Below are 14564 nucleotides of genomic sequence, written 5' to 3'. Positions count from 1 at the left end.
GTCTGGGCCGGCCCATTCGTGTTGAGCCCTCTGGTGGGCCACCCTCACAGCGGCCGTAGCGCCGGCTCCTTCTGGACGGCCCCGAGCAGACGGTCCAGTGCCATCTCCACGTCTTCCTTCCACGAGAGCGTGGACCGCAGCTCCAGCCTCAGCCGCGGATGGTACGGATGCGGCCGGACCGTCTTGAAGCCCACAGCCAGCAGGTGATCCGCCGGCAGCACACAGGCTGGTTCCTTCCAGCGGGCGTCCCCGAAGGCCTCGATCGCCTTGAAGCCCCGCCGCAGCAGGTCCTTGGCGACCGTCTGCACCATCACTCGTCCCAGCCCCTGACCCTGGTAGCCCGGCATCACGAAGGCCGTCATCAGCTGCACCGCGTCCGGAGAGACGGGACTGGTGGGAAACGCCGTCGAGCGCGGCACATAGGCAGGAGGGGCGTACAGCATGAAGCCCACCGGTACGTCGTCGACGTAGACCACCCGACCGCAGGACCCCCAGTCCAGCAGGACGGCCGAGATCCAGGCTTCCTTCTCCGTGGCGGACGTCCCCGCCGTTACCGCGGCCTCGCCGCTGACGGGGTCCAGCTCCCAGAAGACGCACGAGCGACAGCGCTGGGGAAGGTCCTGAAGGTTGTCCAGCGTGAGCGGTACGAGCCGACGCCCCATGAAGGCTGTTCCTCGCTTTCCTCGCCCGTCGCGTCACGGGCGGCTGTGAGAGCACTCCGTTCCCTGAGGAGGCTGCCGATGAATCCACCGACCGCGCCCAGCCCCAGTCCCGCGCTCACCAGTCCGATGCGGCTCATCATTCGCATGGCCCCTGCCTGCCTCTCAGAGGTACTGCCGGGTGACTGCGCCGTCTCGAACGCATCGTATCCACGATGCGAGGGAGTGGGCACCGGCAGAAGGCAAAGGGCGGGCCGTGTTCCGGTATGCACCGGACACAGCCCGCCCCTAGTCAACCGGATCACCGTCAGATGATCCACCTGCCGGAGTCAGGACTCGGACTCCTCGGCCTCACCGGCCACGAGGCCCTTCTGCAGCACGGGTCCCTCGCCGGGAGCGAGGCTGCCCAGAATCCGTTCGAGGTCTTCCATGGAGGCGAACTCCACGGTGATCTTCCCCTTCTTCTGGCCGAGGTCGACCTTCACCCGCGTCTCGAAGCGGTCGGAGAGCCGGGTCGCCAGGTCGGACAGTGCCGGGGAGACGAGAGCACCGGCTCGCGGCCCCTTGGCCCGCTGCGGCTTCTGCGGCCGGGAGCCCATCAGGGTCACGATCTCCTCGACCGCCCGCACCGAGAGGCCCTCGGCCACGATCCGGTGAGCCAGCCGTTCCTGCTCCTCGGAGTCCTCGACGGAGATCAGCGCGCGAGCGTGCCCCGCCGAGAGCACTCCTGCGGCCACACGGTTCTGCACCTTCGGGGACAGCTTCAGCAGGCGCAAGGTGTTGGACACCTGCGGACGGGACCGCCCGATGCGGTCCGCCAGCTGGTCGTGCGTGCAGTTGAAGTCCTTGAGCAGCTGGTCGTAGGCGAAGGCCTCTTCCAGCGGGTTCAGCTGGGCGCGGTGCAGGTTCTCCAGCAGCGCGTCCAGCAGGAGCTGCTCGTCCTCCGTGGCGCGCACGATCGCCGGGATGGCTTCCAGGCCCGCTTCACGGCTGGCCCGGAGACGACGCTCACCCATGATGAGCTCGTAGCGCCCGGGGCTCGTCTGCCGGACCACGACCGGCTGAAGGAGACCGACCTCCTTGATGGAGGTGACCAGCTCGGCGAGGGCGTCCTCGTCGAAAACCTTGCGAGGCTGCCGCGGGTTCGGAGTGATCGAGTCCAGAGGCACTTCCGCGAAGTGAGCCCCCAGGGGAGGCGCGGGCATGCCCGCTGCGGCCGACGGCGCCGAGTCCTCTGTTTCACGTGAAACAGAGGACAGTGCGGCCACCTTCGCAGCCGCCACTCCCCGGTCGTTGGGCAGCGCGGGCACCGCCGAGGGGGAAGCGGACGTCGCATTCCCCAGGGCTGCCGAGGCCACCGACTTCTCGGTCGGGGCTGCGGGAATCAGTGCACCGAGACCACGGCCCAACCCCCTTCGTCGCTCACTCACTGGATCCCCTCCACCATGCTCGGATCGTTCTGTGCGCCGGCGTGTGCCTGAGTCGGGTCGTAGTTGACCCCCACACCCCTCAGCGCGATCTCGCGTGCCGCCTCCAGGTAGGAGAGGGCACCGCTCGATCCTGGATCGTAGGTCAGCACCGTCTGCCCGTAACTCGGGGCCTCCGAGATACGGACCGAGCGAGGGATGCTCGTCCGCAGGACCTCTTCGCCGAAGTGACTGCGCACCTCGTCCGCGACCTGTGACGCCAGCCGCGTACGGCCGTCGTACATGGTGAGCAGGATCGTCGAGACATGCAGGGTGGGGTTGAGATGCCCCCGCACCAGATCGACGTTGCGCAGCAGCTGGCCCAGTCCTTCCAGCGCGTAGTACTCGCACTGGATCGGGATCAGTACCTCCTGGCCCGCGACGAGTGCGTTGACCGTCAGCAGACCGAGGGAGGGCGGACAGTCGATGAGGATGTAGTCCAGCGGCTGCTCGTACGCCTGGATCGCGCGCTCCAGCCGGCTCTCCCGTGCCACCAGGGAGACCAGCTCGATCTCCGCGCCGGCGAGGTCGATGGTGGCGGGGGCGCAGAAGAGACCCTCGACGTCGGGAACCGGCTGGACGACTTCGGAGAGCGGTCGGCTCTCGACCAGTACGTCGTAGATGGACGGAACGTCGGCGTGGTGGTCGATCCCCAGTGCAGTGGACGCGTTGCCCTGCGGGTCGAGGTCGACGACCAGGACGCGGGCTCCGTGCAGCGCCAGCGACGCGGCGAGATTGACGGTCGTCGTCGTCTTGCCGACGCCGCCCTTCTGGTTGGCGACCACGATCACGCGGGTCTTCTCGGGCCGTGGCAGGCCTTCGCCGGCCCGGCCCAGAGCCTCCACCGCCAACTGGGCAGCTCGACCGATCGGAGTGTCGTCCATCGGAGGCGGTGTTTCACGTGAAACATCCGCCCCCGTCGACTCGGTGCGGGGACCGGGGACCGGATCGGTCATCGGTCCCGCGATGTTGGCGTCGGACCGCAAGGATTCACTCTCCTCGACTTCAGGCTCGCAATGAACAGAGCCTCCCATGCCTTCGGGGTCGTGAACCAGTGAGGCCTGGCGTTCTGTGGAGAAATCCACCTCTGTGGACAACTCCGTGCCCCGCAGGGGGGCCGAAGCCTCGGGAGAGTCCGGTTCCTCCGCCAGAGACCCGAGGGGCCTCTGATCGCGGGGTTCGGCCGCGGCGCGACCACGACTGATGATGCCGTGCAGCAGTGAGCGACGTTTCACGTGAAACACGATGCACAGCACCCGAGGGTGAACTGCCGCGACACTCCGGCATACGTAGAGCGGGAGGCTTGTGTGGAGTACGCCGGACCGTCAGGACGACCCGGCGTTACCGCTTGATCAGCCGCGCCGTCGGCGTGCCCGTCCCGTCCGGGCCGCCTTGGCCCGCTTGGCGGCGAAGCGCACGCCTCCGGGGCTCTCCCCGACCTCGACGCGCACCACGGTGGACTGGGGATCCACGACGCCTTCCCCCACGTGCAGGATCGACGTCTCCACCGCCCCCAGCTTGCTCAGAGCCGTGGCCGCGGCCTTGAGCTCCTCCTCGGCCGTATCGCCCTTGAGGGCGAGCATCTCGCCGTACGGGCGCAGCAGCGGGATACCCCAGGTGGCCAGCCGGTCCAGGGGCGCGACGGCTCGGGCCGTCACGACGTGTACCGGTGGGACCTTGCCCATGACCTCCTCCGCCCGGCCACGCACGACTGTCACATGGTCCAGGCCCAGCAGCTCCACCACCTCGGTCAGGAAGTTGGTGCGCCGCAGCAGCGGCTCCAGGAGCGTGATCTTGAGGTCGTCCCGGACGAGCGCCAGCGGGATCCCGGGCAGGCCGGCACCCGAGCCGACGTCGCACACCGTCACCCCCTCGGGTACGACCTCCGAGAGCACCGCACAGTTCAGCAGGTGCCGCTCCCACAGGCGCGGGACCTCTCGGGGACCGATCAGGCCCCGCTGCACTCCCGCCTCGGCGAGCAGCTCGGCGTAGCGGACCGCGTCCGCATAGCGATCACCGAACACCTCACGCGCCTGCTCGGGCACAGGGGGAAGCTCCGCTGCCTCCGTCACGGGGGGACCGTCCTTCCGTACCGCATCGGCGCGCCGGGCGCCGATGCCAGAACCACCAGAACTATCAGGCTGACAAAATTCGGCCCCGCCTGCGCAACAGACGGGGCCGGAAACCGTGGGAACCGATCAGGCGGGAAGCACGACGACGAAGCGCTGCGGCTCCTCGCCCTCGGACTCGCTGCGCTGTCCCGCGGCCTTGACCGCGTCGTGCACGACCTTGCGCTCGAACGGGGTCATCGGCTGCAGCCGCACGGCCTCGCCGGTGCTCTTGGCCTCTGCCGCGGCCTTCGCCCCCAGCTCGGAGAGCTCGGTGCGCTTCTTGGCCCGGTAACCCGCGATGTCGAGCATCAGCCGGCTGCGGTCCCCGGTCTCCCGGTGCACGGCCAGGCGCGTGAGCTCCTGCAGAGCCTCCAGCACCTCACCGTCCCGGCCGACCAGCTTCTGCAGATCGCGGCTGTTCGAGTCGCTGATGATCGAGACAGAGGCACGGTCGGCCTCGACGTCCATGTCGATGTCGCCGTCCAGGTCGGCGATGTCGAGCAGACCCTCCAGGTAGTCCGCGGCGATCTCGCCCTCCTGCTCGAGGCGAGTCAGGGTGTCTGCACCCTCGGCAGCGGCGGAGGTGGTGCCTTCCGTCACGGGATGGACTCCTTCTTACTTCTTCGACGGGGACTTGGGCCGCTGCGGGCCCTTGCGCTGTCCGGACTGGGCCTTGCTGCGGCCACCGCCGCCGGGCTTCTGAGCGGACTTCTTGGCGGCGGGCTGGGTGCCCGGCTTGGGGTCCTCCGGCTCGTCGGACTTGGTGAGCGAGGTCTTGGGCTCGGCCTCGCCGGCCACCTTCGCGGACTGCCGCTGGGACTTGCTCTGCCGCTTGGGCTGCTGACGCTTGGGCGTGCCCGTGGTGACGGGAGTGCCGTCCTCGGTCTGTGCGGCGACGGCGGCGTCGCTCTTCAGTACGGTGCCGTCGGGCTGGGCCGCGAGACCCGCCTTGTTCAGACCGTTGATGAACTTGCGCTCGAACTCGTTGCGGTCCCGGCCCTTGGCCACGATCGCCTTCACGATGGCCTTCTCGCCTCGGCCACGCGTCCTGCCGTGCTCGGTGACGTGCTTGTGCAGGCGCTCCAGGTAGGCGGCCTGAGCCTTGGAACCCGGGGTCGGGTTGTTGCGGATGACGTACATCTGCTGGCCCATGGTCCACACGTTGGTGGTCAGCCAGTAGACGAGGACACCGACCGGGAAGTTGATGCCGAAGACGGCGAACATGACCGGGAAGACGTACATCAGCATCTTCTGCTGCTGCATGAACGGCGTCTTCACCGTCGTGTCGACGTTCTTGGTCATCAGCTGGCGCTGGGTGAAGAACTGCGACGCCGACATCAGGACGATCATGATGGCGGTGACGACGCGGACGTCGGTGATGGTCGACCCGAGGGCTTCCACCTTGGACGAGCCGTCCGTGAACTTCGCCGCGAGCGGGGCACCGAAGATGTGGGCCTTCTGAGCGCTCTCCAGCAGGCGTTCGTTGATCACCCCGATGGTGTCGCCCGTCGCGATGCCGTTGAGCACGTGGTACAGGGCGAAGAAGAACGGGGACTGCGCCAGGATGGGAAGGCACGAGGAGAGCGGGTTGGTACCCGTCTCCTTGTACAGCTTCATCATCTCTTCGGACTGGCGCTGCTTGTCGTTCTTGTAGCGCTCCTGGATCTTCTTCATCTCCGGCTGGAGCGTCTGCATCGCGCGCGTCGACTTGATCTGCTTCACGAAGAGCGGGATCAGGCAGATGCGGATCAGAATCACCAGGGACACGATGGACAGGCCCCAGGCCCACCCGGTGTCAGGGCCGAAGATGGCGCCGTACACGCTGTGGAACTGGACGATGACCCAGGAGACAGGTGTCGTGATGAAGCTGAAGAGGCTGGCAATCGTGTCCACTAATCATGCTCCTTGGGCATGGGACTGGGTCTCTGCGGCCGGGCCCGAGGGACTGGACGGACTCGTGGGAGAAGCCTGTCCCTCGGTGGCCGGTTCGGCGGCGGAGGGCCCGCCCCTGCGTGCACGCCAGGCGTCACGCAGCATTTCGTGCCACCGCGGGCGCTTGCGCGGCGGAACATGGTCCACCCCGCCCAGCGACCACGGATTGCACCGCAGGATGCGCCAGGCGGTGAGTGCCGTTCCCTTGATGGCACCGTGCCGGTCGATGGCCGTGTAGCCGTAGTGGGAACACGACGGGTAGTACTTGCAGACCGGCCCGAGCAGTGGACTGATCGTCCACTGGTACAGCTTGATCAGAGCCAGCAGCGGGTACTTCATCGCGCACCCCCTCCCAGTAGCCGCTTCAGGGCGGCGTCCAGGTCTCGGGCCAGCTGTGCATGGTCGGCGTCACCCGCACCGGGCAGCGCTCGTACGACTACCAGGCTACCGGGGGGGAACAGGTCGACCCGGTCGCGCATCAGATGGCGAAGCCTGCGCTTCACCTTGTTGCGCACCACCGCGCCACCGACGGCTTTGCTCACGACGAAACCCGCACGTGTCGGGGGAGCGCTCTCCCCAGGCGCGTGCGGGTCCGTGGCACCGCTTCGAAGGTGGACGACGAGAGCCGGGCGGCCGGCCCGGCGGCCCCGTCGTACCGCGGTCGCGAAGTCCTCGCGCCGCCTCAGCCGGTTCTCGGTGGGCAGCACGATGTCATGACCTGACCGGGATCAGGCGGACAGACGGGCGCGACCCTTGCTGCGGCGGGACGCGAGGATCGCGCGGCCGGCACGGGTGCGCATACGCAGCCGGAAGCCGTGGGTCTTCGCGCGACGACGGTTGTTCGGCTGGAAGGTGCGCTTGCTCACTCGGGGGCTCCAGAAAGATTCGGGGTTGGCGGGGTGCCGTCCTGGCTGTCACCGTGCGCCCACGAGTAGCTCTCGTCACGCCCGAGTGCACCGCTTTTTCGATCACCTTGGACGTGACCTGTGCCCATCGGAGGCAGGCGGCAGCAGCCATCGACAACTCGACCTGGTTACGGTACGTGAGACTGCGCCATTCGGTCAAACCAGAGGTGACCGAGGCACACTTGTCCACAGGCTGGGGACAACGACTTGAACCCTACCGGTCGCGCTGACTACCGTGACTGAACTCCGATTCGTTCCCTTATCCCTGCCCCACCCGAGTTTCATCCCGACCCGTCCCCGAATCACACCTTCGAGGGACTCGTGAGAGAGCGTGCCCTGTGGCTGACGTACCTGCCGATCTTGCCGCAGTGTGGCCACGCGTACTGGAGCAGCTGCTCGGAGAAGGCCGCGGGCAAGGCGTCGAATCGAAGGACGAGCACTGGATCCGCCGCTGCCAGCCCCTGGCGCTGGTCGCCGACACCGCCCTCCTCGCCGTACCCAACGAGTTCGCGAAGGGCGTGCTCGAGGGACGTCTCGCCCCCGTCGTCAGCGAGACGCTGAGCCGGGAGTGCGGGCGCCCCATCCGCATCGCGATCACCGTCGACGAGACCGCGGGCGAGCCCCCGGCCCCGCCGGCGCCGCCCGCCCGCCCGCAGCCGCGCTACGAGGAGCCCGAGCTCCCGTCGCCCGGCCCGGGAGGCAGCGGTGCGGGCCAGAGCGGCCAGGGGAACCACAACCGTGACGACTACGAGGGGTACGGCCGCCACCGCGCCGACCCGCTCCCCAGCGCCCGCCCCGCCTACCCGCAGGAGTACCAGCGCCCCGAGCCCGGCTCCTGGCCCCGCCCGTCCCAGCAGGACGACTACGGCTGGCAGCAGCAGCGACTCGGCTTCCCGGAGCGGGACCCGTACGCCTCGCCGCCGCAGGACCCGTACGGCCCGCCCCAGGACGGCTACTCCTCCCACTCCTCACCCCAGCAGGACGGCTACGCGCAGGACTCCTACTCCCAGGACTCCTACGGCCAGGAGCCGTACCCCCAGGACGCGTACCCGCAGGACCGACGCCCCCAGGACCGCCGGCCGCAGCCGTCCGAGCGCCCCCCGTACGACGCCCAGCGCCCGGACTACGACCAGCCCCGCGGCGACTACGACCAGCGCGGCACCCGGCGTGATCTCCCCGAGCCGCCGCCGGGTTCCGGCCACGTCCACCGCGGTGGTCCGGTGGGTCCCGGACCCGCCACCGGCGCTCCCGGCCCGCTGGCCGCACAGCCGGCGCCGGCGACCGGTCCCGGCGAGCCCACCGCGCGCCTGAACCCGAAGTACCTCTTCGACACCTTCGTCATCGGCGCCTCCAACCGCTTCGCCCACGCGGCGGCCGTCGCCGTCGCCGAGGCGCCCGCCAAGGCGTACAACCCCCTCTTCATCTACGGGGAGTCGGGCCTCGGGAAGACCCACCTGCTGCACGCGATCGGGCACTACGCGCGCAGCCTCTACCCCGGCACGCGCGTGCGGTACGTGAGCTCGGAGGAGTTCACCAACGAGTTCATCAACTCCATCCGCGACGGCAAGGGCGACAGCTTCCGCAAGCGCTACCGCGAGATGGACATCCTGCTCGTGGACGACATCCAGTTCCTGGCGGACAAGGAGTCGACGCAGGAGGAGTTCTTCCACACCTTCAACACCCTCCACAACGCCAACAAGCAGATCGTGCTGTCCTCCGACCGGCCGCCCCGGCAGCTGGTGACGCTCGAGGACCGGCTGCGGAACCGCTTCGAGTGGGGCCTGACCACCGACGTCCAGCCGCCCGAGCTCGAGACGCGCATCGCGATCCTGCGCAAGAAGGCGGTACAGGAGCAGCTCAACGCCCCGCCGGAGGTACTGGAGTTCATCGCCTCCCGCATCTCGCGCAACATCCGCGAGCTGGAGGGCGCGCTGATCCGCGTCACCGCGTTCGCGTCGCTCAACCGGCAGCCGGTCGACCTGGGCCTGACGGAGATCGTCCTCAAGGACCTGATCCCCGGCGGCGAGGACTCGGCTCCCGAGATCACGTCCACGGCCATCATGGGTGCCACCGCCGACTACTTCGGCCTCACCGTCGAGGACCTGTGCGGCACCTCCCGCGGCCGCGCACTGGTGACGGCCCGCCAGATCGCCATGTACCTCTGCCGCGAGCTGACGGACCTCTCGCTGCCGAAGATCGGCGCGCTGTTCGGCGGCCGCGACCACACCACGGTCATGCACGCCGATCGCAAGATCCGCAATCTGATGGCCGAGAGGCGCTCCATCTACAACCAGGTGACGGAGCTGACCAACCGCATCAAGAACGGCTGACGGCCGCCCGCACGGGCCGACCGGTGTCCTGAAGGCGCCCCTGGAGAGTTCCGGGGGCGCCTTTCCCGTACCTGCGGGGCCGCGGCGCGGGGCTGCCGGATGCGGCCGTGCCGCGCGGCCGCGCAGGCACGGGCCTGCTGCCGGATACGGCCTCGAGCAGCCCCAGGCATGCCCCCGGGAGCTCTGGACGCGGCTCCGGGAGGCTCCGGAGCCGGCCGCGGGGGCTTCCCGAGGTGGCCCTGAAGGCTTCGGACGCGGCTCGGAAGGCTCCCGGACCCGCCGCTGCACCGATCGTGCCGACCCCGCTCCCGGCCCTCGCTGTTCGAATACCTGCCGGGTTACGGCCTCTCTCCACAGATTCGGCGACTTTTTCCCCTCCACAGCTTGGGGACCGGGAAGTTGTCCCGATCCTGTCCACAGGCTTGGCTGTTGAGGAATGATCAGGGCAGGTCAGCACCTTGTGGATCCGTGGACAAAAGATCTCCACAGGCTGTGGACAACGAAAAGTCCCCCAGCCCGTGCGTCAAGTTGTCCACCGGCGGCCCACAGGCTGGAGCCGGTTGTCCCCAGCGATCACCGGCTTCTCCACATGCCTGTCCACTGTTCGGCAACCCGGAGCGGCTCGTCACCGCCTCGAGTGAAAGGCGTCACACCGAGGGCCTGGATTGGGCTGTGGGAAAGGTGGGTAAACCTGGGGACGGCGCTGGGGAGAAGTCGCTCCTCCCTGTGCACGGCGTGTGCAGAACTTTCTGTTCTCCACAGAGACGCCCAGTTGTCCACCGGCTCCGCCCACAGGCCCCGTGGACAAAATTCCTGCGCTGACCTGGGCAAACGAGGTTATCCACGGTATCCACAGGCCCTACTACTACTCCCGACTAGAGAGAGAGCGGGAATCGTTTCGAAGCGGGACCTGTGCACAACTCGAGCTCTCGAGCCCGACCGCCCCTCGGCACGACTTGACCCCGAAGGGCACCTACTGTCAGTGCGGTGCGTCAGACTGGTCCCCGGTGTTCTGCCCCTCACCGGGGCCGGCGACACCGGGTCAGACGACGAAGGCGAAGCAGGGCGAGAAGCGCCGGCAACAGCAGGAGGCGGCAACAGTGAAGATCCGGGTGGAACGCGACGTACTCGCGGAGGCAGTGGCCTGGGCGGCTCGCAGCCTCCCGGCCCGTCCGCCGGCGCCGGTCCTCGCGGGCCTGCTGCTGAAGGCCGAGGAGGGACAGCTCAGCCTGTCCAGCTTCGACTACGAGGTCTCCGCACGCGTGTCGGTGGAGGCGGAGGTCGAGGAGGAGGGCACGGTCCTCGTCTCCGGGCGGCTGCTCGCCGACATCTCCCGTGCCCTGCCCAACCGGCCGGTGGAGATTTCCACAGACGGTGTACGGGCGACGGTGGTGTGCGGGTCCTCGCGCTTCACCCTCCACACCCTGCCGGTGGAGGAGTACCCGGCCCTGCCGCAGATGCCGAACGCCACGGGCACCGTCCCCGGAGAGGTCTTCTCGGCGGCCGTGCAGCAGGTCGCCATCGCCGCCGGCCGCGACGACACGCTGCCCGTCCTCACCGGTGTGCGCATCGAGATCGAGGGCGACACGGTGACGCTGGCGTCCACCGACCGCTACCGCTTCGCGGTCCGCGAGTTCCTGTGGAAGCCGGAGGACCCGGAGACCTCCGCGGTCGCCCTGGTGCCCGCCAAGACGCTCCTGGACACCGCCAAGGCGCTGACCAGCGGCGACCAGGTGATCCTGGCGCTGTCCGGGTCGGGCGCGGGCGAGGGCCTGATCGGTTTCGAGGGCGCGGGCCGCCGGACGACGACCCGCCTGCTGGAGGGCGACCTCCCGAAGTACAAGACGCTCTTCCCGACGGAGTTCAACAGCGTCGCCGTGATCGAGACCGCCCCCTTCGTGGAGGCCGTCAAGCGCGTGGCCCTGGTCGCCGAGCGCAACACCCCGGTGCGGCTCAGCTTCGAGCAGGGCGTGCTCATCCTCGAGGCCGGTTCCAGCGACGACGCACAGGCTGTGGAAAGGGTGGACGCCCAGCTGGAGGGCGACGACATCTCGATCGCCTTCAACCCGACGTTCCTGCTGGACGGCCTGAGCGCGATCGACTCGCCGGTGGCCCAGCTGTCCTTCACGACGTCCACGAAGCCGGCGCTGCTCAGCGGCAGGCCCGCGCTGGACGCCGAGGCGGACGAGGCCTACAAGTACCTGATCATGCCGGTGCGGCTGAGCGGCTGACGCCGCCCGGTCGTCCACAGGCTGAGGACAAAGGCCCAGGTGGGGGCGTACGCATGAGCGCGTATGCCCACAGCTGTGCACGGGGCTGCGGGTTTAGGCTCGTACGCGGGTACGAAAGTGCCGCGGCACGCATCCGCCGGGTGCGGGCGTGCCGCCACGCCACCTCGCAGACCTAAGGAACGCAACTGATGGAGCTCGGTCTCGTCGGCCTCGGCAAGATGGGCGGCAACATGCGCGAGCGGATCCGCCGCGCGGGCCACACCGTCGTCGGATACGACCGCAATCCGGATCTCGCGGACGTCCACAGCCTGGAAGGGCTTGTGGGCAAGCTCAGCGCCCCCCGCGTGGTCTGGGTGATGGTCCCGGCCGGTGAGCCCACCCAGGCCACCGTCGACCGGCTGGGAGAGCTGCTGGAGCCCGGCGACGTCGTCGTGGACGGCGGGAACTCCCGCTGGACGGACGACGAGAAGCACGCCGAGGAGCTGGCCGCCAAGGGCATCGGCTTCGTGGACTGCGGTGTCTCCGGCGGCGTCTGGGGCCTGGAGAACGGCTACGCGCTGATGTACGGCGGCGACGCGGAGAACGTCGCCAAGGTGCAGCCGGTCTTCGACGCCCTCAAGCCGGAGGGCGACTTCGGCGCCGTGCACGCCGGCAAGGTGGGCGCGGGCCACTTCGCGAAGATGGTCCACAACGGCATCGAGTACGCGATGATGCAGGCCTACGCCGAGGGCTGGGAGCTGCTGGAGAAGGTCGACTCCGTGGACAACGTCCGCGAGGTCTTCCGCTCCTGGCAGGAGGGCACGGTCATCCGCTCCTGGCTGCTGGACCTGGCCGTCAACGCGCTCGACGACGACGAGCACCTGGACGAGCTGCGCGGTTACGCACAGGACTCCGGTGAGGGACGCTGGACTGTGGAGGCCGCGATCGACAACGCGGTGCCGCTGCCGGCGATCACGGCGTCGCTGTTCGCGCGGTTCGCGTCCCGGCAGGACGACTCGCCGCAGATGAAGATGATCGCCGCGCTGCGCAACCAGTTCGGTGGTCACGCGGTGGAAAAGAAGTAGGCAACACCCGAAGGTTGGGGAGGTCGGCGAACGACCATGCACGTCACGCATCTGTCGCTGGCCGACTTCCGTTCCTATGCCCGGGTCGAGGTCCCGCTGGACCCGGGCGTCACCGCCTTCGTCGGCCCCAACGGGCAGGGGAAGACCAATCTCGTCGAGGCGGTCGGCTATCTGGCCACCCTCGGCAGTCACCGGGTCTCCTCGGACGCCCCCCTGGTGCGCATGGGCGCCGACCGGGCGGTGGTCCGGGCGCAGGTGCGGCAGGGCGAGCGGCAGCAGCTGATCGAGCTGGAGCTGAACCCGGGCAAGGCCAACCGTGCCCGGATCAACAGGTCGTCGCAGGTCAGGCCGCGTGACGTGCTGGGCATCGTGCGGACCGTGCTGTTCGCGCCCGAGGACCTCGCCCTGGTCAAGGGCGACCCCGGTGAGCGGCGCCGGTTCCTCGACGAGCTGATCACCGCCCGCTCCCCGCGCATGGCCGGGGTGCGCTCGGACTACGACCGGGTCCTCAAGCAGCGCAACACCCTGCTGAAGTCGGCCGCGCTCGCCCGGCGGCACGGTGGCCGCACGATGGACCTGTCCACGCTCGACGTCTGGGACCAGCACCTGGCGCGAGCGGGCGCCGAACTGCTGGCGCAGCGTCTGGACCTGATCGCCGCGGTGCAGCCGCTGGCCGACAAGGCGTACGAGCAGCTCGCTCCCGGCGGTGGTCCCGTCGCGCTGGAGTACAAGCCGTCGGCGCCCGGCGAGGCGCACACGCGCGAGGACCTCTACGAGCAGCTGACGGCAGCGCTGGCCGAGGCCCGCAAACAGGAGATCGAGCGGGGTGTCACCCTGGTCGGCCCGCACCGGGACGACCTGCTGCTGAAGCTCGGTCAGCTGCCCGCCAAGGGATACGCCTCCCACGGCGAGTCCTGGTCGTACGCGCTGGCGTTGCGCCTGGCGTCGTTCGACCTGCTGCGCGCCGAGGGCAACGAGCCGGTGCTGGTGCTCGACGACGTCTTCGCCGAGCTGGACGCGCGCCGCCGGGAGCGGCTGGCCGAACTCGTGGCGCCCGGTGAGCAGGTGCTGGTGACCGCCGCCGTGGACGACGACGTGCCGCACGTGCTGGCGGGGGCGCGGTTCGCCGTGGCGGAGGGGACGGTGGAGCGCGTATGAGCACCGACGGGCCGGCCCCCGGGAACGCCGGGGACGACCAGGGCAAGGGCGGCAGGGCTCCCGAGCCGTCCGGGGTGGACCTGGCACGGGTGGCGCTGAGGGCGGCGCGGGAGGCGGCACGCGCGCGGGGGGACGCGGCGCAGCAGAAGCGGCAGGCGCGGCGCGGGGGGCTGCGTTCCGGTGCGCGCGCCGACGGTCGCGACCCGATGGCGCTGGGGTCGGCGATCAACCGGCTGATCACGGAGCGCGGCTGGGAGACGCCGGCCGCCGTGGGCGGTGTGATGGGCCGCTGGCCGCAGATCGTGGGCGAGGACGTGGCCAAGCACTGCGTGCCCGAGCGGTACGACGAGGACGAGCGGGTACTGGTCGTGCGGTGCGACTCGACGGCCTGGGCGACGAATCTGCGGCTGCTCGCCCCGACGCTGGTCGCCCGGCTCAACGAGGACCTCGGGCACGGCTCGGTCCGGGTGATCAAGGTGCACGGTCCGGGAGGTCCTGGCGGTTCCGCCCGGCGGTACGGACCGCTGCGCGCGCCGGGCAGCAAGGGGCCCGGGGACACCTACGGGTGACTCGCCCGCCCGCACTGCGGGTTGGTGAGGTACCTCACATTTTCGGGCGTCGAGGGCCGGTGCGGGCCGTCGGCGCCCGGCTCGTCGTACCCCCGCACAGGGTTGCGAATCCCGATCTGACTCCCAAGTAGCCAAGGGT

At 69.4% G+C, this 14564-nt stretch carries 14 protein-coding genes; 5 read left to right on the top strand and 9 right to left on the bottom strand.

What is annotated here, in order from left to right; all coding sequences use genetic code 11:
- Positions 1 to 44 precede the first annotated feature (44 nt).
- The 9 genes from ACFWJB_RS02060 to rpmH all read right to left on the bottom strand — a co-directional run bounded on the left by ACFWJB_RS02060 (position 45) and on the right by rpmH (position 7034).
- Complete coding sequence (locus ACFWJB_RS02060; protein WP_385464885.1) at positions 45 to 662, bottom strand: GNAT family N-acetyltransferase; 618 nt, start codon at positions 660 to 662, stop codon at positions 45 to 47.
- 326 nt (positions 663 to 988) lie between these two features.
- A complete protein-coding gene (locus ACFWJB_RS02055; protein WP_385464882.1) occupies positions 989 to 2089 on the bottom strand; it encodes a ParB/RepB/Spo0J family partition protein in 1101 nt (366 codons plus the stop codon).
- The gene (locus ACFWJB_RS02050) at positions 2086 to 3159 is read right to left on the bottom strand and encodes a ParA family protein (protein WP_385464879.1); all 1074 of its coding nucleotides are present in this window, start codon (positions 3157 to 3159) and stop codon (positions 2086 to 2088) included. The genes ACFWJB_RS02055 and ACFWJB_RS02050 overlap by 4 nt, the downstream gene beginning before the upstream one ends.
- Before the next feature lie 318 nt (positions 3160 to 3477).
- Positions 3478 to 4197, bottom strand: coding sequence for a 16S rRNA (guanine(527)-N(7))-methyltransferase RsmG (gene rsmG / locus ACFWJB_RS02045; protein WP_189230177.1), 720 nt, complete (start codon positions 4195 to 4197; stop codon positions 3478 to 3480).
- 126 nt (positions 4198 to 4323) lie between these two features.
- Entirely contained in the window at positions 4324 to 4836 is a 513-nt protein-coding gene (locus ACFWJB_RS02040) for a protein jag (protein WP_385464872.1), read from the bottom strand.
- A 15-nt stretch (positions 4837 to 4851) separates the two neighbouring features.
- The gene (yidC, locus tag ACFWJB_RS02035; RefSeq protein WP_386919677.1) at positions 4852 to 6129 is read right to left on the bottom strand and encodes a membrane protein insertase YidC; all 1278 of its coding nucleotides are present in this window, start codon (positions 6127 to 6129) and stop codon (positions 4852 to 4854) included.
- 3 nt (positions 6130 to 6132) lie between these two features.
- Positions 6133 to 6507, bottom strand: a complete 375-nt coding sequence (gene yidD, locus ACFWJB_RS02030) for a membrane protein insertion efficiency factor YidD (RefSeq protein WP_385464866.1) — start codon at positions 6505 to 6507, stop codon at positions 6133 to 6135.
- Complete coding sequence (rnpA, locus tag ACFWJB_RS02025) at positions 6504 to 6875, bottom strand: ribonuclease P protein component (protein WP_318213578.1); 372 nt, start codon at positions 6873 to 6875, stop codon at positions 6504 to 6506. Before rnpA ends, yidD begins: the two co-directional genes overlap by 4 nt.
- 21 nt (positions 6876 to 6896) lie before the next feature.
- Positions 6897 to 7034 carry a 50S ribosomal protein L34 gene (gene rpmH / locus ACFWJB_RS02020; protein WP_003956500.1) on the bottom strand — a complete coding sequence of 46 codons (138 nt, stop codon included), beginning with the start codon at positions 7032 to 7034 and terminating at the stop codon, positions 6897 to 6899.
- A gap of 377 nt (positions 7035 to 7411) precedes the next feature.
- Here rpmH and dnaA point away from each other — a divergent pair, with 377 nt between their 5' ends.
- From dnaA to ACFWJB_RS01995, 5 genes are all read left to right on the top strand, one after another.
- Positions 7412 to 9403 carry a chromosomal replication initiator protein DnaA gene (gene dnaA / locus ACFWJB_RS02015; protein WP_386919674.1) on the top strand — a complete coding sequence of 664 codons (1992 nt, stop codon included), beginning with the start codon at positions 7412 to 7414 and terminating at the stop codon, positions 9401 to 9403.
- A 1100-nt stretch (positions 9404 to 10503) separates the two neighbouring features.
- Positions 10504 to 11634 carry a DNA polymerase III subunit beta gene (dnaN, locus tag ACFWJB_RS02010; RefSeq protein WP_385464860.1) on the top strand — a complete coding sequence of 377 codons (1131 nt, stop codon included), beginning with the start codon at positions 10504 to 10506 and terminating at the stop codon, positions 11632 to 11634.
- Between the two features lie 188 nt (positions 11635 to 11822).
- Positions 11823 to 12698, top strand: a complete 876-nt coding sequence (gnd, locus tag ACFWJB_RS02005) for a phosphogluconate dehydrogenase (NAD(+)-dependent, decarboxylating) (RefSeq protein WP_385464857.1) — start codon at positions 11823 to 11825, stop codon at positions 12696 to 12698.
- Positions 12699 to 12734: 36 nt separating this feature from the next.
- Positions 12735 to 13856, top strand: coding sequence for a DNA replication/repair protein RecF (gene recF / locus ACFWJB_RS02000; protein WP_385464854.1), 1122 nt, complete (start codon positions 12735 to 12737; stop codon positions 13854 to 13856).
- Positions 13853 to 14425, top strand: a complete 573-nt coding sequence (locus ACFWJB_RS01995; protein WP_385464851.1) for a DUF721 domain-containing protein — start codon at positions 13853 to 13855, stop codon at positions 14423 to 14425. The genes recF and ACFWJB_RS01995 overlap by 4 nt, the downstream gene beginning before the upstream one ends.
- The last annotated feature ends 139 nt before the right edge of the window (positions 14426 to 14564 follow it).

The sequence above is a fragment of the Streptomyces sp. NPDC127100 genome (genome assembly GCF_042724095.1).
Taxonomy (GTDB): domain Bacteria; phylum Actinomycetota; class Actinomycetes; order Streptomycetales; family Streptomycetaceae; genus Streptomyces.
The sequence above is the reverse complement of the archived record's forward strand: the minus strand, read 5'-3'. Positions and strand labels throughout refer to the sequence as shown.

Coding starts and splice junctions, on each gene's coding strand:
- ACFWJB_RS02050 (WP_385464879.1), bottom strand. CDS start 3,159: ATGGGAGGCTCTGTTCATTGCGAGCCTGAAGTCGAGGAGAGTGAATCC.
- gnd (WP_385464857.1), top strand. CDS start 11,823: ATGGAGCTCGGTCTCGTCGGCCTCGGCAAGATGGGCGGCAACATGCGC.
- recF (WP_385464854.1), top strand. CDS start 12,735: ATGCACGTCACGCATCTGTCGCTGGCCGACTTCCGTTCCTATGCCCGG.
- yidD (WP_385464866.1), bottom strand. CDS start 6,507: ATGAAGTACCCGCTGCTGGCTCTGATCAAGCTGTACCAGTGGACGATC.
- ACFWJB_RS01995 (WP_385464851.1), top strand. CDS start 13,853: ATGAGCACCGACGGGCCGGCCCCCGGGAACGCCGGGGACGACCAGGGC.
- ACFWJB_RS02060 (WP_385464885.1), bottom strand. CDS start 662: ATGGGGCGTCGGCTCGTACCGCTCACGCTGGACAACCTTCAGGACCTT.